The sequence below is a fragment of the Kitasatospora sp. NPDC038210 genome (assembly GCF_055600605.1).
The window spans coordinates 1-17225 of record NZ_JBVJYK010000033.1 but is presented as its reverse complement, the minus strand read 5'-3'; the positions used below and the strand labels follow the sequence as shown (position 1 = coordinate 17225).

Below are 17225 nucleotides of genomic sequence, written 5' to 3'. Positions count from 1 at the left end.
CTACCGAGTGGCGCATGCCTGGGCGGGGAGGGCGGCCGTAGCCTGCGAACCACCGAGCCGAGAAGTCTGGAGAAACCCCATGAGCGCCGCAACGCCGCTCCCGCAGGAGCGCCGTCTGGTCACCGCGATCCCCGGTCCGAAGTCGCAGGAGCTGCAGGCCCGCAAGCTGGGTGCGGTGGCGGCCGGCGTCGGCACCACCCTGCCGGTGTACGTGTCCCGTGCCAACGGCGGTGTGCTGGAGGACGTGGACGGCAACTCGCTGATCGACTTCGGCTCCGGCATCGCCGTGACCAACGTCGGCAACAGCGCCGAGGCCGTGGTGGCCAAGGCGAGCGAGCAGCTGGCCGCCTTCACGCACACCTGTTTCATGGTGACCCCGTACGAGGGTTACGTGGCCGTCGCCGAGCAGCTGAACGAGCTGACCCCGGGTGACCACGAGAAGCGCACCGCGCTGTTCAACTCGGGCGCCGAGGCGGTCGAGAACGCGGTGAAGATCGCCCGCGCCTACACCAAGCGCACCGCCGTCGTGGTGTTCGACCACGGCTACCACGGCCGTACGAACCTGACCATGGGTCTGACGGCGAAGAACATGCCGTACAAGCAGGGCTTCGGTCCGTTCGCCCCGGAGATCCACCGGGTGCCGGTGGCCTACCCCTACCGCTGGCTGACCGGTGCGGAGAACTGCGCCGCCGAGGCCGCCGCGCAGGCGATCGACATCATCAACAAGCAGATCGGCGCGGAGAACGTCGCCGCGATCATCATCGAGCCGATCCAGGGCGAGGGCGGCTTCATCGAGCCGGCCAAGGGCTTCCTGCCGGCGATCGTGGAGTACGCGAAGGCGAACGGCATCGTGTTCGTCGCGGACGAGATCCAGACCGGCTTCTGCCGCACCGGCCAGTGGTTCGCCTGTGACGACGAGGGCATCGTCCCGGACCTGATCACCACCGCCAAGGGCATCGCCGGCGGTCTGCCGCTGGCCGCCGTGACCGGCCGCGCCGAGATCATGGACGCCGCGCACGCCGGCGGCCTGGGTGGCACCTACGGTGGCAACCCGGTGGCCTGCGCGGCCGCCCTGGGCTCCATCGAGACGATGAAGGAGCTGGACCTCAACGGCAAGGCGCAGCGGATCGGCGAGGTCATGCTGGGCCGCCTGCGGGCGATGCAGGAGAAGTTCGACGTGATCGGTGAGGTCCGCGGCCGCGGCGCGATGATCGCCGTCGAGCTGGTGAAGCCGGGCTCGAAGGAGCCGAACCCGGAGGTCACCGCGGCGATCGCCAAGGCCTGCCACGCCGAGGGCCTGGTGGTCCTCACCGCCGGCACCTACGGCAACGTGCTGCGCTTCCTGCCGCCGCTGGTGATCCCGGAGCACCTGCTCACCGAGGGTCTGGACATCATCGAGGGCGCGTTCGCGCTCCAGGGTGTCACTGCCGCCTGATCGAGGCGCCACCTGCCCGCCGGAGGGATGTCCGGACAGCGCTGAGCGGCCCGTGGGGACCTCTGGTCCGCACGGGCCGTTCGGTTGTGCGAGGGGAACCGTTCGCGGGTCCGGCACGGCGGCCGGGCATGGTCGACGGAGGGCCTCGGAGGTTGCCCGGGGCGGGGTGAAGATGATGTGCGGAATCGCTGAAGGCACTCGGCGTGGAAGGGCTGTTGACGTAGTGTCATCGCAGATGGACAGCGAGCCCCAGCCATTGGCGGAGCCGTCCGCGGAGCCTCCCTCGGGGGCGGGTCCGCGCGCGCCCCGCGAGGACAACCAGGCCGCCCCGGGAGGGGCGGTGCATACCGAAGGCCGATCGACCGACCGTCCGACCCACACCCCCCGGGGCGCGCGGAACGGCGATCATCAGAGCCGCCCCGGAGCTCTCCCCCCTGCTCCGGGGCGGCTGTCCGCTGTCCCGGACCGGTCGGCCGGGCGGTCCGCCGGCCCGGCCCGGGCGGCACGGTCGTCGGCCGTGCCGCTGGTGGCGGCGGTGGTGCTGCTCGCGGTGTCCTGGCAGGTGGCGGTCGCCGGGCCGCTGCTCGGGCTGGACCGCTGGGTCCGCCGGGCCGTGCACACCGCCCGCCGCGACGCCCCGGGCGCGCTGCTCGACCACCTCGGCCACGCCCTGTCGGATCTGGGCAGCAGCGTCCCGGCGATCCCGGCGCTGCTGCTGGCCGGCGCGTCGGCCGCGTGGTGGTGGCGCCGGTCCGGGGCCGGCCGCTGGTGGCTGCCGCTGCCGGTGGCGGCGCTGACGGCGGGGCTGATCCCGCTGCTGGTGGTCCCGGCGAAGGCGGCCTTCGCCCGGCCGGGCCCGCTCGGGGATCCGCTGACACCGGAGCAGTGGGGCTGGTACCCGTCCGGGCACACGGCGACCGCGACGATCTCGTACGGGGTGGCGGCGCTGCTGCTGGCACGGGTGTCGGGGTCGCGCGTCGCCCGGGGGCTGGCGGCGGGCGCGACCGTGCTGGCGCTCGGGGTGGGCGCGGGGCTGGTGTGGAGCGACTTCCACTGGCTGCTGGACGTGGTGGCCAGTTGGTGCCTGGCCGTCCTGGTGCTGTGGCCGCTCGACCGGTGGCTGCCCCGGCCGGAGGTCGGGGGGCGTCAGGCCTCGGGGTCCTCGTTGCGGTGAACGAGGCCGGCCTCGCCGTTGTCGCGGCGCCACTCGACGACGAGCTCGTCGCGGGCGCCGAAGCGGACGAGGTGGCGGCCGACGACGTCCTCCAGGCCGGGCAGGTTCTCGCGCTCGCCCTCGACGGTGAGCAGCAGCGCGTCGGGCTGTGCCTCCAGGGTGGCGGTGCCGGCGCCGAAGACCAGCGTGCCGCGGCCGGTCTCCTCGGAGTAGGCGGCCTCGATCTTGCGCCCCATGTGGGCGGCGAGCTGCTTGGCGTACCGGCCGGGGCGGTCGGTGGTGACGCGTGCGGTGGAAACGGGCATGGGCCCTCCAGGGTGATGGAGGGGACTTAGGGTCCCCTCAGTTGACGCCTACGCTAACGCAGATACTGAGCTAAGCTCAACATATTTCTCCGACCGTCGTCGGCCGACCCACCGGGAGCGCCGGACCGGTCGCTAGGCTTGGCCGGACACCAGCCGAGGAGACCGCCGATGACCACCACGCCGACCGACGACCCGGCGGACTCCTCCTCCGACCCCCGGCCCTGCTCCCCCGGCTCCCCCGGCTCCCCCGAGTCCCCCGCGTTCGGCGGTTCCGCCGACTCCCCCGCCTCCGCCGCCGAACTGGCCGACGCGATGACCAGGGCGATCAAGCGGATCCGCCGCCAGACCGGCCGGCGACTGGAGCCGTACGGCATCACCCCCGGCCAGGCCCGGGCGCTGCGCACCCTCGCCCACGTGCCGGGCTGCGAGACGCCGGACCGCGCGATGCGGCTGAGCGACCTCGCCGACAAGCTGCACATCGCCCCACGCTCGGCCACCACCGTGGTCGACGCGCTGGAGGAGGCCGGCCTGGTCGAGCGCAGCCCCGACCCGGCCGACCGGCGGGCCGTGCGGATCCTGCTGACCGAGGCCGGTCGCGCCGCGGTGGAGCGGATCGGACAGGTCCGCGACGAGGTGGCCCAGGAGTACTTCGGCGAGGTCAGCCCCGCCGACGAGGAGGTGCTGCTGCGAGTGCTGCGCTCCGCCGAGGCCCGGTTCCTCGCAGCCGGGCCGCCACGGCGCTCGGCACCCCCGGACGCAGCGCGGTGATCCCGATCCCGGCGATCACCAGCAGCGCGGCCGCGGCGGCCGCCGGAGTGACCCGCTCGCCGAGCAGCAGCCAGGCCGAGGACATCCCGAACACCGGCACCAGCAGCGAGTAGGGCGCGACGGCCGTGGCGTCGTAGGTGCGCAGCAGGAAGCTCCAGGCGACGAAGCCCAGCAGGGTGGAGACGAGCCCGACGTAGCCGATCGCGCCGAGCCCGGCGGGGGTGATGTCGCGCAGCGCGCGCAGGTCCGCCCCGGGGCCCTCGACCAGCAGGGACAGGCCCAGCAGCGGCAGCGGCGGGACGGCGCTGACCCAGACCATCCAGCGCAGCGCGTCCGGCGGCGCCGCCTTGCGGGTCAGCACGTTGGCCAGGCCCCAGGCGACGGCGGCCAGGACGACCAGCACGAAGGCGCCCAGCGGGCCGCCGGCACCCTGGTCGTACGCGCTCAGCGCGATGCCCGCGAAGGCGACGGCCAGGCCCAGCAGCCGCTGCCCGCCGGCACGTTCCCGCAGCAGCACCGCGGCGAACAGCGCGGTGAAACCGGCCTGCCCCTGGAGCACCAGGGAGGAGAGTCCGGCCGGCATCCCGGCGTGCATGCCGAGGAAGAGCAGCCCGAACTTGACCACGCCGAGGACCACGCCGACCGCCACCACCCAGCGCCAGGCCACCTTGGGCGGGCCGACGAAGAAGACCGCCGGCACGGCGACGACGGCGAACCGCAGGGCGCAGAAGAGCAGCGGCGGGAAGTTGTCCAGTCCGACGTGGATGAGGACGAAGTTGAGGCCCCAGACGGCGGCCACCAGGACGGCCAGGGCGATGTGGGGCGCGCTCATGCCCCTGCCGCACGTCGCCGTACCGCTCGTGTTCGGGTTCGCGGTTGTGTTCGTGTTCGCGCTCATGGTCGTGCTCGTGGTGCCGATGGCGCCGGTGCTGCCGGTGGTGCCGGTGCCGCGCGCGGCGGCGGGTGTCGCGGTCATGGGTCGAGCATGGCGGCGGGGAACCGTGTAGCACCAGCGATGAATACTGAAGGAGACACTTTAGGATCGCTGCATGATGGACTTGGGGCGCCTGCGGGCGCTGCACGCGGTGGCGGTGCACGGTTCGGTCGGCGGGGCGGCGGCCGCGCTCGGCTTCACGCCCTCCGCGGTCTCGCAGCAGATCGCCAAGCTGGAACGGGAGACCAGGACGGTGCTGCTGGAGCGGCAGGGCCGGGGCGTGGTGCTGACCGACGCGGCGCGCGAGCTGGCAGGCACCGCGCAGACCGTGCTGGGGCTGGTGGAGCAGGCCGAGGTGCGGCTGGAGGAGCAGCGCGGCCAGGCGGTCGGGCGGCTGCTGGTGGCCGCGTTCGCCTCCGGGGCGCGCGGGCTGATGCCCGGGGTGCTGGCCGATCTGCGGCGGCGTTGCCCCGAGCTGGACGTACGGCTGCTGGAGCGCGATCCGTACCCGGCGGCCGATCTGGTGGCCCGGGGGGAGGTCGACCTGGCGCTGGTCCAGGACTGGCCGACCGTGCCGCTTCCGGTGCAGGACGGGGTCTCCCGGATGGGGCTCGGGACGGACCCGGTGGACCTGCTGCTGCCCGCCGACGACGAGCTGGCCGCGCTCGACCCCGTACCGGTGGAGCGGCTGTGCGGGCAGCGCTGGATCAGCGTGCCGCCGGGCAACATCTGCCACGACTGGCTGGTCCGCACCCTGCGCGAGGTCGGGGAGGAGCCGGACGTGCGCTACCAGGTCGGCGAGTTCGAGACGCAGATCGCGCTGGTTGCGGCCGGTCTCGGGATGGGCCTGGTGCCGAAGCTCGGACGGGGGCCGCTGCCGCCCGGGGTGGCGGCCCGCCGGGTGACGCCGGAGCCGAGCCGGCGGGTCTTCGCGCTCTGGCGCTCCGGAGCGTCCCGGCGGCCGGCCATCACCGAGGCGCTGGCCGCGATGCGGGAGGGGTGGGAGCGGCTGCAGTCCTCGGGGGGTGCGGAAGTCCGCTGACCCCCGGACGGCCGGGTCACCCGGCCTCCCGGCTGCCTCGGCTACCTCCGCGACCTCCCGGCTACCTCGGCGGCCTCGGCGGCCTCGGCGGCCTCACTTGGCGAGGCCGATCACCAGCCACATGAAGCCGACCCCGGCGAGGGTGCACAGCAGGGTGCTGCGGGAGGGGTGCGGGCTGTGCGCCTCGGGGAGGATGTCGGAGGTCGCCAGGTAGAGCAGGAAGCCGGAGAAGAAGCCCAGGTAGAGGCCGAGCAGGTGCTCCGGGATGGTGAACGCCAGGGTGATCGCGGCGCCGGACACCGGGGCGATCGCGTCGGCCGCGAGCAGGGTCAACGCCCGGCGTCGGTTGTTCCCGTACAGCCGGGTGATCGTGTAGGTGTTGAAGCCGTCCGCGAAGTCGTGGGCGACCACCGCGATGGCCACCACCGTGCCGACCGTGGTGCCGGCCTGGAAGGCGGCGCCGATCGCGAAGCCGTCCATCACGCTGTGGCCGACCAGCGCCAGGGCGGCCGTCAGCCCGACGCCCTGGTGCCCGGCGCCGTGGGCGTGCCCGTGGTGGTGGCCGCCGTGGGTGTGCTCGGCGTACTCGCCCTCGTGGCCGCGGTGGATGGCCACCGCGCGCTCGACGACGTGGATGGTGAGGAAACCGGCCGCGAACATCAGCAGTGCCTGCGGTACGCCGTGCACCTCGCCCGGCGCCTGGTCGATCGCCTCGGGCAGCAGGTCGAAGGCGACCACGCCGAGCATCAGTCCGGCCGCGAAGCCGAGCACCAGGTGGCGGCGGTCGCCGGTGCGCTGGGCGACGAAGCCGCCGATCAGGGTCATCAGGAACGCCCCCGCGGCGACCAGGACGGCGGTCATCGGGCCGCCTCCGTCGCAGGTGCGGCCGGGTGGCCGGTGCCGCCGTGTGGTCTGCCGAGCGCTCTGCCCATTCCTCTCCCCCTGGGGTCCGCCCGTCGCCGGGCCGACCGCCGACCGTACCGGACGGCCGTTCGACGGCTGTCGACCGGGGTGCCGGGCGGGGCCGGGGCCCGTTCCCCAGCCTCGGTCCGGACGTGGCGGGGCGCCCGCCGGACGGACTGTCGGGGTGATGCCGCTGGTGGGAGGGTCAGCGGCCGACGGCGAGCGGCAGACCGAGGTGGGTGCGGGCGAGCTCGCGGACGCCGTCGCCGTCGACCAGGTGGATGTGGCGGTGGCCGTCCTCCGCGGCGAGGTCCAGGGCCTCGTCGCTGAAGCCGCCGGTGGTCAATCGCAGGCCGCGCTCGGCGGACTCCTCGTCGACCGCCTCGGCCAGCGTGACGAGCTCCTCCGCGGCGACGGGCTCGGGGCCCCGGGAGGCCCAGACCACCCAGCGGCCGGGCAGTGCGCTGCCGGGTGCGCCCTCACCGGTGGCGACCAGCCCGGCCGGCCCGCGCAGCCGGACGCTCCACTCGGCGATCCCGCCCCGGGTGAGCAGGTCGCGCACCAGCTGGGCGAACTCGTTGGCGGACAGGTCGGACGCGGCCGGCACGGTGACCCCGGCCCGGGCGGCCGGCCGGACACCCGCCCGGTCGTACGGGTCCGGGGTGACGGCGGCGCCGAGCTGGCGCAGCCGGACGAGGGCCTCGTCCTGCTCGGCGTCGGCGTAGACGCCCTCGTCGTCGCGCTCCTCGTACGGGGTCTCCGGCGGCAGCAGCCGGGTGCGGGCCAGCGCGTCGCGGTCGGCGTCCACGCTGACCAGGCAGAACGGTTCGGCCGCACCGGGCTCGCGCAGCCAGCCGTTGAGGACGACGCCGGCGAGTATCTCGTCGGTGTCCACCGCGTCGGCGGCCTGCAGGGCGCGCAGGGCGAGCCGGGCGACCAGCCGCAGGTAGTCGGTGGCCCGGTCGGCCGGCGGGCGCGGCACCGGGACGATGTCGCCGTCCGGGGCGAGCCGGTAGCCGGCGAGCGAGGGCACCAGGTCGAGCGGCGGCAGGTCGAGGTCCAGCACCGCCGTGCGGGTGAGCGGACGGAACACCGCCCGGCAGGCGGCGGGCAGGTCCTGGGTCGCGGTCTCGGCCGCGGCCAGCGCCCGCTCCAGCAGTGACTCCACAGCGGCGGGCTCGGCCAGCCGGTAGGCCCGTCGGCACTCCTCCAGGCTCTCGTTGTACTCGCGCACCGCGCGGGCGCGGGCCTCCTCCGCCGCCTCGTGGGCGCGGCGGGACTCGTCCGCGGCCGGACTGCCGGCCTCGGCCCGGCGGGTGCGCCACTCCCGCAGGGCGCGCTGGTGGGCGAGCCTGGCCCCGGCGAGTTCGCGCTGGTAGCCGGAGTCGAGCAGTCGGCGGGACGGGCCGCCTGCCGGGTCGGCCGAGGCCGGCTCGGCGGGTGCGAAGTCCTCCCAGCGGGGCTCCGGCACGTCGGCGGTGCCCGGGCCGTCGGCCGGGTAGGGCCGGGGCTCGTAGTGGCGCAGCTGACTCTCGAAGTCCATGGCCGAGACGGGCAGCGCGGCCCGCCGCAGCAGGTCGGTGAGCCGGTCGTGCTCGGCCTGGACGGTGACCGTGCGGTGGTGGGTCAGGGCCGCGGCCCGGGCGTGCGCCGCGACGGCCTCGTCCGGGTCGGCCGGGCCGGGGGCACCGGCGCCCGGCCCGGCCGCGTCCGGCTCACCCGCGCCGGGCGCGGCCGGCCCGGGACCGACGGCGCTCGGGCGGGTCCCGCCCCGGCCTTCGCCCCCGGCGGGGCCCGGGACGGACGGGCCGTCACCGGCCGGGCCCCCGCCGGAACGGCCGGTGGCGTCGGCGTCCGACTCCGCGGCCTCGTCCACGCCGAGGTCGCGGAAGACCGAGGCGAGGAAGCCCGGCTGGGGGACCCGGACGGTGGTGCTGCCGTCGGACCGGCCGTCTGCTGAGTGCTGCATCGGTCGTCGTTCCCCCATGCTCGTCCGGCGCCTGCCCGGGGCGGTCGGCGAGCCCGCGGACCCACCCCCTGCCGGACATTGTCCACCGAACGGGCGCGGCGGTCAGCCAAGCCCGTCAGTTGGTCCGGGTGTTGGTCAGGTGCAGACCGATGTAACCGACGTAGATCCGGCCACTGCCGGAACAGTCGTCCAGGTAGTGCAGCCGGGGCGCGGTCCGACCGCCGCCGATCCGCAGGTGCGCGCCCATGAACGCACGCCGGGAGGCGTCGACGCATTCCGGCACCGGCAGCATCCGCTCGCGTTTCCACTTGGTGTGGCTGAACACCGTCCTGGACTCCCCGCGCACGGCCTTGCGCGGCGGGAAGCGGTGGCAGCCCTCCGGTGTGTGCTCGCACCACTGCTTGAAGTCGCCGCCGGCCCTGCCGCACACGGCTGCCTCCGCGTACTCCTGAAGGGCGGTCAGACCGTCCCAGGCGAGCCGGGCCCAGCCGGCACCGACGCGCTGGAGCTCATCCAGGGCGAGCGCGCTCTTCTGGTCGCCGGTGAACGTCAGCAGCGTGAACTCGCCCATTCTGGCCATGAGTTCGGTGAAACTCTCCGGCTTGCCGCAGCGGTCGGCGGGCTGGGCGGCGAAGCGCGGACCGAGTGCCGGGCCGGCGCCCGGGGTGGTGCAGTGGCGGCCGGTCAGGGCGCGGGGGCCGGACCGGAGACGACCCTCGTGGACGTCCCGGCCGTCCCGGCTGTCCCGGCTGTCGTGGCGGTCGCGGCGCTCCAGGCGCAAGCTGTGCCGGACCCGCTCCAGTTCGTCGGCCCTGGCCTGCTGCTCGGCGCGGTCCTGCTGCTCCTCGTGGGCGAGGGCGGCCAGTTCGGCCCGGACGACGGCCCCGTCGGCACCCGGGTGCGCGGCACTCCGATGCGCGCCGTTCGAGTCGGCGGCCCTCCCGGAGGCCGGGCGGAGCTGCGGCGGCGGGACGCGCAGCACCGGAACGGCCGCCAGCGGTACCGGCAGCGGCTGGTCGGCGGCGAGGCGGCGCGGTTCACGGGCGAGCAGCCCGGCGGCGCGCCGCAGGTCCTGTTCTATTCGCCCCCGGGCGAGCACCGGGTGTCGCGCGCCGTCCTGCCGGGAGGCCGGGTCCACCTCGGGCAGGTAGGTGCGCACCGCCCCGCCGTACACCGAGTGGTACTCCAGCGCGACGTTGAATCCGGTGCGGGCGCCGGGATCCAGCACGTAGGCGGTGGCGAGGCCGGGCAGCTGGTGGCAGAGCGGGCCGACCACGTCCGCCACCCAGTGGTCGACCGGGAGGTTCACCGGGACGCTGGCGACCACGGTGGGCAGCCGGCGTTCCGGGTCGCACAGCTCGTCGATCAGGGCGTCGACCTCGGCGGCCGTGATCACCCGGGGCGCGGTGTGGACGGCGGCCGGGCCGTCGGCGGCGTCGAGCAGCGGCAGCAGCGAGCGGGCCAGCTCGGGCACCGGGACCCGGCAGGGGGTGCGTATGCCGCTGCCGGTGCTGTGCGTCTCGGCCTCCAGCCGGACCCAGGTGGAGCCGTCGGCGCCGGTGGCCACGGTGAGCGTGAGCTGCTGGGTGCCGTGCGGGGCCGGGGTGCGCAGGCGGCGGCGGTCGTAGCGGCCGGCGCCCGGGCCGCCGCGCAGCGGGCCGTGGTCGCGGTCGAGCAGGACGCGCTCGCCCAGGCGGAGGCGCTCGGCGAGGCCCGGCGCCTCGGGGGGCGGTGCGTCGGACGCCGGCGGGGGCTCGTCGCAGCCCTCCTGCTTCAGCCAGGAAGCGAGCTGTTGGTCGGCCAGAGAAACCGCCTCGGCGTGCGGGAGCGCCGTGGTGACGGTCATCCGGTAGGGCGTCGCGGGACCGCGGGGGCCGGGGAGGTCGGAACCGACGTGCGAGCGGGCGCGGTTCGAGGTCGGGCGGGTCGGGGTCGAACGGTCTGAAGTCCAACGGTCTGAGGTCATGCGCATACCTCCGTGGTGCGGGGTGGGGTCCTGTGTCCTCCATCGATGGGTTTCGTCCGGTTCCGCCGGATCCTTGCCCAGGAAACGCCATGGCCCGGAGCGGAAGTTCCAACTCCGGGCCACGACCCTACGTTCGAGTGAATCTGTTCAAGCCGTCTTCCGCGTGGCGCAGGGCCTGGGCTACCGGACGCCGCCTGCAGAGGGTGCCGCGGGGTGCCGCGCACGGGCTCCCGCCCGGACGCCCGAATCCCGCTCGGGCCCGGTCTGGACCCGCTGAGCTGCGGTTCCGGGCGGGCGCCGGGACGGGAGGGCCGACGGGCAGCCCGCCGAGGCCGTGCGGTTCGCGACCGGTAGCACGGTTCGGCCCCGGGGTCGCGCCCGGTGCGCACGCGGACCGGCGCCGCCGAGCCCGGTGCTCAGACCGGGACCTCGACGTAGGTGCGTCCGGCCGGGAGGGCCGCCGCGGTGCCACCGGTCGCCTCGGCCAGCCAGGTGTGGAAGGCCGCCACCCCGGGCTCCGGCACGCCCACCTCGATCCGCACCCCCGACGCCTCGTAGGCCAGGTCGTTCACCGCGTACCCGGCCGCCCGCAGGTCGTTCTCCACCCGCCCCGCCCGGACGTGGTCCACCGTCACCGCGAGCAGCGCGACCGGCCGGCGCTCCAGCAGGCCGATCCCGTCCACCGCCTCGGACACCGCGTTCCCGTACGCCCGCACCAGGCCGCCCGCCCCGAGCTTGATCCCGCCGAAGTACCTGGTGACCACGGCGACCGTGTCGGTCAGACCGCGTCGGCGCAGCACCTCCAGCATCGGCACCCCGGCCGTGCCGCCGGGCTCGCCGTCGTCGCTGGAGCGCTCGCGGCGCTGCTCGTCACCGACCACGAAGGCGGTGCAGTTGTGCCGGGCGTCCCAGTACTGCTTGCGGATGCCGGCGATGAAGGCCTGCGCCTCCTCCTCGTCGGTGACCCGGGCGAGGTGGCAGATGAACCGGGACTTCTTGATCTCGATCTCGTGGCTGCCGGCCCGCCGGATGGTGAGGTACGGCCTGGCGGTGGGCTCCGGCGTGGCGGACATGGCGCGGTGCTTCTCCCGGGAACGGCGACGGCTGGCGGCGCACCCCGGTCACCGGGGCGGCACCGCCAGCCTAGTTGGCGCACGGGCCGGTGGACCGGCGGCCGCGGGGTCAGCGGCCGGCGAGGGTGTTCAGCCGCTCGCGGTCCAGCCCGGTCAGCGCGGTGACCTCGGCGATGTCGACGGCGCCGCAGTCCAGGCCGCGCAGCAGGTAGCCGCTGAGCGCGCGGGCGGTGGCCGGCTCGTCCATCACGTCGCCCCCCGCCTTGGCGACGTACGCGGACAGCCGGGCCGCGGCGGCGGCCAGGCCCTCGCGGTAGAAGGAGTACACGGCGACGTAACGGGTCGGCAGGTGCGCCGGGTGCATGTCCCAGCCCTGGTAGTAGGCGCGCGCCAGCGAGCGGCGGACCAGGTCGTGGTGGAGCTTCCAGGCGGCGTGCACCTGCCCGGTGGAGCCGGTCGGGATGACGTTGGTCGAGCCGTCGGAGAGCCGGACGCCGGTGCCGGCCGCGGCCACCTGCATGACCGCCTTCGCGTGGTCGGCGACCGGGTGGTCCATGCTCTGGTGGGCGGCGCTGACCCCGCAGGCCGCGCTGTAGTCGAAGGTGCCGTAGTGCAGACCGGTCGCCCGCCCCTCGGCGGCCTCGATCATGCGGGCGACGGTGGCCCGGCCGTCCGGGCCGAGGATGGCCTGCGTGGTCTCGATCTGGATCTCGAAGCCGATGCGGCCGGCGGGCAGCCCGGCCCGGCGCTCGAAGTCCTCCAGCAGGCGCACCAGTGCGGTGACCTGCTCGGCGTAGGTGACCTTGGGCAGGGTCAGGACCAGGCCCTCCGGCAGCCCGCCTTCCGCGAGCAGAGTGGCCAGGAACAGCTCCAGGGTGCGGATGCCGCGGGCACGGACGGGCGCTTCCATGCACTTGATCCGGATGCCGATGTACGGCGGGGCGTCGCCCCCGGCCACGGCCGCGGCGACCAGTCCGGCGGCCCGGACGGCGGCGGCGTCCTCCTCCGCGTCGGGGCGGGGGCCGTAGCCGTCCTCGAAGTCGATCCGCAGGTCCTCGATCGGCTCGCGCTCCAGCTTGGCGCGGACCCGGGCGTGCACGTCCGCGAGCAGGGCGTCGTCGGCGACGCCGAGGGCGCGGGCCAGCTCGGCGGGGGTGCCGGCGTGGGCGTCGAAGGCCGCCAGCGCCTGGCGGCCCCACTCCCGTACGGTGTCGGCGGCGAAGGCGTCGGCCGGGACGTAGACGGTGTGCACCGGCTGCCGGGTCCCGGAGTCGCCCGGGTAGCGGCGCGCCAGGTCGGCGTCGACCGGCGCGAGCAGCACCTCCACGGCGGCCAGGGCGGCAGCAGAGAAGGAAGCCCCGCCCGTCGGCCCGGTTCCGTCCACCTCGACCTGCGACATCCGCACTCCTCCATGCCGAACCAGCGCTTCAACAATTTGTTGAGGCGAAGGTAGCCGCGGTGGGGGCGGCCGTCAATGGCCGACCGAGCGCCGGACGGTGGACCGCTGCGGTCAGTCCCTCCCGGCGGCGGCGTAGCGGTCGCGCAGCGCCGGGAAGAGCTCGGCGACCTCCTTCGGGTGGACCGAGCCGTCGGGGCCCTTGCCCGTGACGCCGTACTCCCTGGTCAGCCAGTCGGCGAGGCGCTGCGGGTCGGGCTGGTGGCCGTGGTTGTCCATGTACGAGACGAGGGCCTCGTAGGCGAGGTCCGGGTCGAGCCGCGAGGCCGTCGGACGGGTTTCGGCGTGCTCGGCTTGGGCGGGCTCCTCGGCCGGAACCGGCTGCTCGGCCCGGGCGGACTGCCCGGGCGAAGCGGGCTGCCCCGGCTGCTGCGGCGCCTGGGACTGCGGCGCGACCGGCTGCTCGGGCTGCTGCGGGGCGGCCGGCCGCTGGGCCTGCGGCCGGGGCCCGGACCCGGCGGGCGCCGGGACGGAGGCGGGGCCGGGGGCAGGAGCGGCGGCCGCAACGGACTCGTCGGCGACCGGGCGCGGAGGCTTGAACCAGGGCGAAGCCTGGCCGGGAACCCGCCCGCCCGGACCGGCGTCGGCCGGGTGACCGGTGGTGCGGACCGGTCGCTCGGTCCAGACGTTCAGCTCCTCGCGGTGCGGCTCCGGGACGGCGTCCACCACCGCCTCCGGCTCCTGCGCGGCGCGCAACCGGACCGCCGCCAGCTTCGCGAGCATGGGCGCGGCCACCTCGGCGGGCATCGGTGCGACGGCCGCCGGGGCCTCGGCCTGGGCCGCCGCGGGCTGCGGCTGGGCCTGCGGCTCCTGCGGGGCCTGCTGCGGGCTCGCGGCCTGCTGGGGGCTCGCGGCCTGCTGCGGGCGGGCGGCCTGCGGGGCCCGGGTGGTCTGCTGCGGGTGCTGGAGCTGCTGCGGTGCGCCGACCGGGGCCGCGGCCGCCGGGGCGATGGCCGTGGCCCTGGCCCCCTGGGGAGCCAGCTCGCGCGCGTCCTGACCTGCCGGCACCTCCGCGGCCTCGCGCTCGCGGGCCTCGTCGTCCAGCCGGTCGAGCAGCCCCGGGTCCAGCGGAACGCCGAACTTGGCGAGCTTGAGGGGCAGCAGCGCCTGGATCGGCGCCGAGCGGCGCCAGCCGCGGCCGTAGCGGAAGCGCAGCTGCGCCCGGTAGACCAGACGGTTCTGTTCCAGTCGGATGACCTCGTCGTAGGAGCGGAGCTCCCAGAGCTTCATCCGACGCCAGAGCCGGAAGGTCGGCACCGGGGACAGGAGCCAGCGCATCACCCGGACCGATTCCATGTGACGGTCCGCCGTGATCGCCGCGATCCGGCCCACCGCGTGGCGGGAGGCCTCCACCACGACGACGAACAGCACCGGGATGACGGCGTGCATGCCCATGCCGAGCGGGTCGCCCCAGGAGGCGGCCGCGTTGAAGGCGATGGTGGCGACGGTCAGCAGCCAGGCTGTCTGCCGGAGCATCGGGAAGGGGATCCGCAGCCAGGTCAGCACCAGGTCGAGCGCGAGGAGCACCACGATGCCCGCGTCGACGCCGATCGGGAAGGCGTAGGAGAAGGCGCCGAAACCTTTCTCCAGGGCCAGCTCGCGCACCGCGTTGTACGAGCCCGCGAATCCGATGCCCGAGATGATGCAGGCACCGGCCGCGACCAGGCCGAGTAGGCCTCGGTGGGCCTTGGTGAGCGTTGGGCGTGCCATTACGTCTATCAACCCCTGGATGTCGGCTGCGGCCGTACGCTGCCTCGACTGTCGGGTCCCGCTGGTCGGGCCGCCGGATGGCTGAAAGCCACCGGGCTCGGCCAACCGGAGTTTACTCGTACACCTGTCTAAGCGTTCCCGCAGCCTGGGGTGTCACGGTCCACGGCACGACGGCGGCCTTGGACGGTCCGGCCGGGGGACCGGCCGGACCGTCAGCGGCTCTGCCCCGCCGTACCGTTGAGGTACGTCAGCACGGCCAGCACCCGACGGTTGGCGTCCTCGTCCGGGGCCAGTTCGAGTTTGGTGAAGATGTTGGCGATGTGCTTGGCCACCGCGCCGTCGCTCACCGAAAGGCGGGCGGCGATCGCCGAGTTGGAACAGCCCTCGGCCATCAGCTCCAGCACCTCGCGCTCGCGCGGGGACAACCGCAGCAGCGGGCCCGGCCGGCGCGAGGTGGTCTGCATCAGCTTGGCGATCACGTCCGGGTCCATCGCCGTCCCGCCCGCCGCCACCCGGCGGACCGCGTCGATGAACTGCCCCGCGTTGAACACCCGGTCCTTCAACAGGTACCCGATCCCGCCGGTGCCGTCCGCCAGCAACTCCCGCGCGTACAGCTGCTGGACGTGCTGCGAGAGGACCAGGACGGGCAGGCCCTGGATCTTCTGGCGGGCCTTGAGCGCGGCCTGCAACCCCTCGTCGGTGAGCGTCGGCGGCAGCCGGACGTCGACCACGGCCACGTCCGGACGGTGGGTGAGCAGCGCCTCCAGCAGCTCGGGCCCGGTCTCCACCGCCGCGACCACCGTGAACCCGTGGGCTTCCAGCAGCCTGATCAGGCCTTCGCGAAGGAGGTAGAGGTCCTCGGCGAGGACAACTCGCACGGCAACTCCAAGGTGATGGTGGTGGGACCGCCCGACGTGCTGTCGATGGCGAGGACACCGTCGAAGGTACCCAATCGCTTCTCGATCCCGCGCAGTCCCGTCCCCCGCGAGGGATCGGCCACGCCCGCGCCGTCGTCCGTCACCGTGACCCGCAGGAAGCCGGCACGGTACAGGATGTCCACCCACACCTGTTCGGCGCCGGAGTGCTTGGCCGCGTTCGCCATCAGCTCGCAGATGCTGAAGTACACCGCGGCCTCCACCGGGGCCGCCGGCCGGTCCGGCAGACTCACGAACACCTCCGTCGGCAGCGAGCTGTCCAGCGCCAGGGCGCGGACGGCATCGCCCAGGCCCCGCTCGGCGAGCACCGGCGGGTGGATGCCGCGCACCAGGTCCCGCAGCTCCTGCAGGGCCCGGGCCGAGGACTGCCGGGCCTCGGCGAGGAGCTCCCGGGCCGCCGTCTGATCGGTGTCCATGAGGTGTTCGATGGTCCCCAGCGTCATCCCGATCGCGACCAGCCGCGCCTGCGCGCCGTCGTGCAGGTCCCGTTCGATCCGCCGCAGCTCGGCCGCCTGGTTGCCCGCCGCGTCCGCCCGCGTCTCGGTCAACTCGGCCACCCGCCTGGTCAGCTGGGCGTGCGTCGCCCGGCCGTCCCGGTCCAGCACCCGGCGGGCCGCCTCCGCGTACGCACGCACCGCGAACGGTGCCATGAGTATCCCGACGACGATCATGGCGGTCCCGAGCCCGACCCTCAGCAGGACCGACACCGAGCGCGCGCTCAGCGGCCCGAACCCGGCCGACAGAACCGGCCCCGTCAGGGTGTAGGCCGTCCCCACCACGAGCAGGGCGGCCACCGGCCCGGCCAGGGCCAGCGTCAGGAACGGGTTCACGGCGAGCCAGGTCAACTCACCGCGGGTGGTGCTGTCCCGCAGCCCCCAGTGGACCAGCTGTGCGTACTTCGCCACCGTCTGCGAGCGGTGGTACGAGTACCCCGTCCACCAGTGCCCGCGGTCGTCCAACTCCAGCCCCGGCATCGGTCCGTAGAGCGCAGGAAGGCGGATCCCGAACCAGCGCTCCAGCAGTCCCCGCGTACGGTTCGCGGTGCGGCGGATGTTGTTGGCGGCCACGACGGCCCCGACGGCCACCCCCGCCAGGAGGGCGAAGAAGACCTGGAGGTCGTAGGCCTCCAACAACTGGGACGTCACCACACCCGCGATGATCGCGGCGCCCAGCGGCAGCACCGTCCCGGGCACCGCGGCGAGCGCCACCACCGCAAGCCGGGCCAGCCCCTCACCGCCGGCCACGAAGGCCGTCCGGGCCTGAGCACGTACGGACGTGCCGCTCGTACGACTCGCTGTTGTCACGGGAAGCTCCTGATGCCGGTACCGATCGTCCTTCCTCAGTGTTCACGAACCGCCCGCCACCCACACTGGCCGTGGTACCCCAATCCCGAGGTGGACCTAGGACCACCTGCGCGGTTGAAGCAACACCAGATCATCGGATTTCCGGGAAACCTTCCGGGAAATGCAAAGAACCCCTGATCCGAGTGGATCAGGGGTTCTTTGGAATGATTGTTCGGCGGCGTCCTACTCTCCCACAGGGTCCCCCCTGCAGT

The 17225-nt window shown here is 74.6% G+C and carries 14 protein-coding genes; 4 read left to right on the top strand and 10 right to left on the bottom strand.

Annotation, left to right across the window (positions count from 1 at the left end):
* Positions 1–79: 79 nt before the first annotated feature.
* Together gabT and ACZ7KX_RS37705 are read left to right on the top strand one after the other, a co-directional pair.
* The gene (gabT, locus tag ACZ7KX_RS37710; protein WP_470330462.1) at positions 80–1435 is read left to right on the top strand and encodes a 4-aminobutyrate--2-oxoglutarate transaminase; all 1356 of its coding nucleotides are present in this window, start codon (positions 80–82) and stop codon (positions 1433–1435) included.
* A gap of 517 nt (positions 1436–1952) precedes the next feature.
* Positions 1953–2609 carry a phosphatase PAP2 family protein gene (locus ACZ7KX_RS37705; protein WP_470330461.1) on the top strand — a complete coding sequence of 219 codons (657 nt, stop codon included), beginning with the start codon at positions 1953–1955 and terminating at the stop codon, positions 2607–2609.
* Here ACZ7KX_RS37705 and ACZ7KX_RS37700 read toward each other — a convergent pair.
* Positions 2582–2914, bottom strand: coding sequence for a DUF2218 domain-containing protein (locus tag ACZ7KX_RS37700; RefSeq protein ID WP_470330460.1), 333 nt, complete (start codon positions 2912–2914; stop codon positions 2582–2584). The genes ACZ7KX_RS37705 and ACZ7KX_RS37700 overlap by 28 nt on opposite strands.
* Positions 2915–3082: 168 nt before the next feature.
* On the opposite strand from ACZ7KX_RS37700, the gene ACZ7KX_RS37695 reads away from it, so the two are divergent.
* The gene (locus ACZ7KX_RS37695) at positions 3083–3682 is read left to right on the top strand and encodes a MarR family winged helix-turn-helix transcriptional regulator (protein ID WP_470330459.1); all 600 of its coding nucleotides are present in this window, start codon (positions 3083–3085) and stop codon (positions 3680–3682) included.
* Here the strand turns inward: ACZ7KX_RS37695 and ACZ7KX_RS37690 are convergent.
* Positions 3573–4514, bottom strand: a complete 942-nt coding sequence (locus ACZ7KX_RS37690) for an EamA family transporter (RefSeq protein ID WP_350525490.1) — start codon at positions 4512–4514, stop codon at positions 3573–3575. The two genes, ACZ7KX_RS37695 and ACZ7KX_RS37690, sit on opposite strands and share 110 nt — an antisense overlap.
* Before the next feature lie 217 nt (positions 4515–4731).
* Here ACZ7KX_RS37690 and ACZ7KX_RS37685 point away from each other — a divergent pair, with 217 nt between their 5' ends.
* Positions 4732–5658: a LysR family transcriptional regulator gene (locus tag ACZ7KX_RS37685; RefSeq protein WP_470330458.1), complete on the top strand. Its 927-nt coding sequence runs from the start codon at positions 4732–4734 to the stop codon at positions 5656–5658.
* 93 nt (positions 5659–5751) lie between these two features.
* Here ACZ7KX_RS37685 and ACZ7KX_RS37680 read toward each other — a convergent pair whose 3' ends face one another.
* From ACZ7KX_RS37680 to ACZ7KX_RS37645, 8 genes are all read right to left on the bottom strand, one after another.
* Positions 5752–6519, bottom strand: coding sequence for a ZIP family metal transporter (locus ACZ7KX_RS37680; RefSeq protein WP_396552397.1), 768 nt, complete (start codon positions 6517–6519; stop codon positions 5752–5754).
* A gap of 247 nt (positions 6520–6766) precedes the next feature.
* Positions 6767–8530: a restriction endonuclease gene (locus ACZ7KX_RS37675; protein ID WP_470330457.1), complete on the bottom strand. Its 1764-nt coding sequence runs from the start codon at positions 8528–8530 to the stop codon at positions 6767–6769.
* A 115-nt stretch (positions 8531–8645) separates the two neighbouring features.
* On the bottom strand, positions 8646–10376 hold the full coding sequence (locus tag ACZ7KX_RS37670) for a hypothetical protein (RefSeq protein ID WP_470330456.1): 1731 nt from the start codon (positions 10374–10376) through the stop codon (positions 8646–8648).
* Between the two features lie 536 nt (positions 10377–10912).
* On the bottom strand, positions 10913–11569 hold the full coding sequence (locus tag ACZ7KX_RS37665) for a YigZ family protein (RefSeq protein ID WP_470330455.1): 657 nt from the start codon (positions 11567–11569) through the stop codon (positions 10913–10915).
* A 109-nt stretch (positions 11570–11678) separates the two neighbouring features.
* The gene (locus ACZ7KX_RS37660; protein WP_470330454.1) at positions 11679–12968 is read right to left on the bottom strand and encodes a DUF6986 family protein; all 1290 of its coding nucleotides are present in this window, start codon (positions 12966–12968) and stop codon (positions 11679–11681) included.
* Positions 12969–13079: 111 nt separating this feature from the next.
* Entirely contained in the window at positions 13080–14735 is a 1656-nt protein-coding gene (locus ACZ7KX_RS37655; RefSeq protein WP_470330453.1) for a DUF2637 domain-containing protein, read from the bottom strand.
* A 212-nt stretch (positions 14736–14947) separates the two neighbouring features.
* The gene (locus ACZ7KX_RS37650; RefSeq protein ID WP_470330452.1) at positions 14948–15613 is read right to left on the bottom strand and encodes a response regulator transcription factor; all 666 of its coding nucleotides are present in this window, start codon (positions 15611–15613) and stop codon (positions 14948–14950) included.
* Positions 15565–16974 (bottom strand): sensor histidine kinase, encoded by a 1410-nt coding sequence (locus ACZ7KX_RS37645; RefSeq protein ID WP_470330451.1) that lies wholly within the window; start codon positions 16972–16974, stop codon positions 15565–15567. Before ACZ7KX_RS37645 ends, ACZ7KX_RS37650 begins: the two co-directional genes overlap by 49 nt.
* Positions 16975–17225 lie beyond the last annotated feature (251 nt).

What these genes read in the sequence shown, in the direction of transcription:
- ACZ7KX_RS37695 (WP_470330459.1), top strand. Translation starts at nt 3,083, where the DNA reads ATGACCACCACGCCGACCGACGACCCGGCGGACTCCTCCTCCGACCCC.
- ACZ7KX_RS37665 (WP_470330455.1), bottom strand. Translation starts at nt 11,569, where the DNA reads ATGTCCGCCACGCCGGAGCCCACCGCCAGGCCGTACCTCACCATCCGG.
- gabT (WP_470330462.1), top strand. Translation starts at nt 80, where the DNA reads ATGAGCGCCGCAACGCCGCTCCCGCAGGAGCGCCGTCTGGTCACCGCG.
- ACZ7KX_RS37700 (WP_470330460.1), bottom strand. Translation starts at nt 2,914, where the DNA reads ATGCCCGTTTCCACCGCACGCGTCACCACCGACCGCCCCGGCCGGTAC.
- ACZ7KX_RS37675 (WP_470330457.1), bottom strand. Translation starts at nt 8,530, where the DNA reads ATGCAGCACTCAGCAGACGGCCGGTCCGACGGCAGCACCACCGTCCGG.
- ACZ7KX_RS37680 (WP_396552397.1), bottom strand. Translation starts at nt 6,519, where the DNA reads ATGACCGCCGTCCTGGTCGCCGCGGGGGCGTTCCTGATGACCCTGATC.
- ACZ7KX_RS37660 (WP_470330454.1), bottom strand. Translation starts at nt 12,968, where the DNA reads ATGTCGCAGGTCGAGGTGGACGGAACCGGGCCGACGGGCGGGGCTTCC.
- ACZ7KX_RS37670 (WP_470330456.1), bottom strand. Translation starts at nt 10,376, where the DNA reads ATGACCGTCACCACGGCGCTCCCGCACGCCGAGGCGGTTTCTCTGGCC.
- ACZ7KX_RS37685 (WP_470330458.1), top strand. Translation starts at nt 4,732, where the DNA reads ATGATGGACTTGGGGCGCCTGCGGGCGCTGCACGCGGTGGCGGTGCAC.
- ACZ7KX_RS37655 (WP_470330453.1), bottom strand. Translation starts at nt 14,735, where the DNA reads ATGGCACGCCCAACGCTCACCAAGGCCCACCGAGGCCTACTCGGCCTG.
- ACZ7KX_RS37690 (WP_350525490.1), bottom strand. Translation starts at nt 4,514, where the DNA reads ATGAGCGCGCCCCACATCGCCCTGGCCGTCCTGGTGGCCGCCGTCTGG.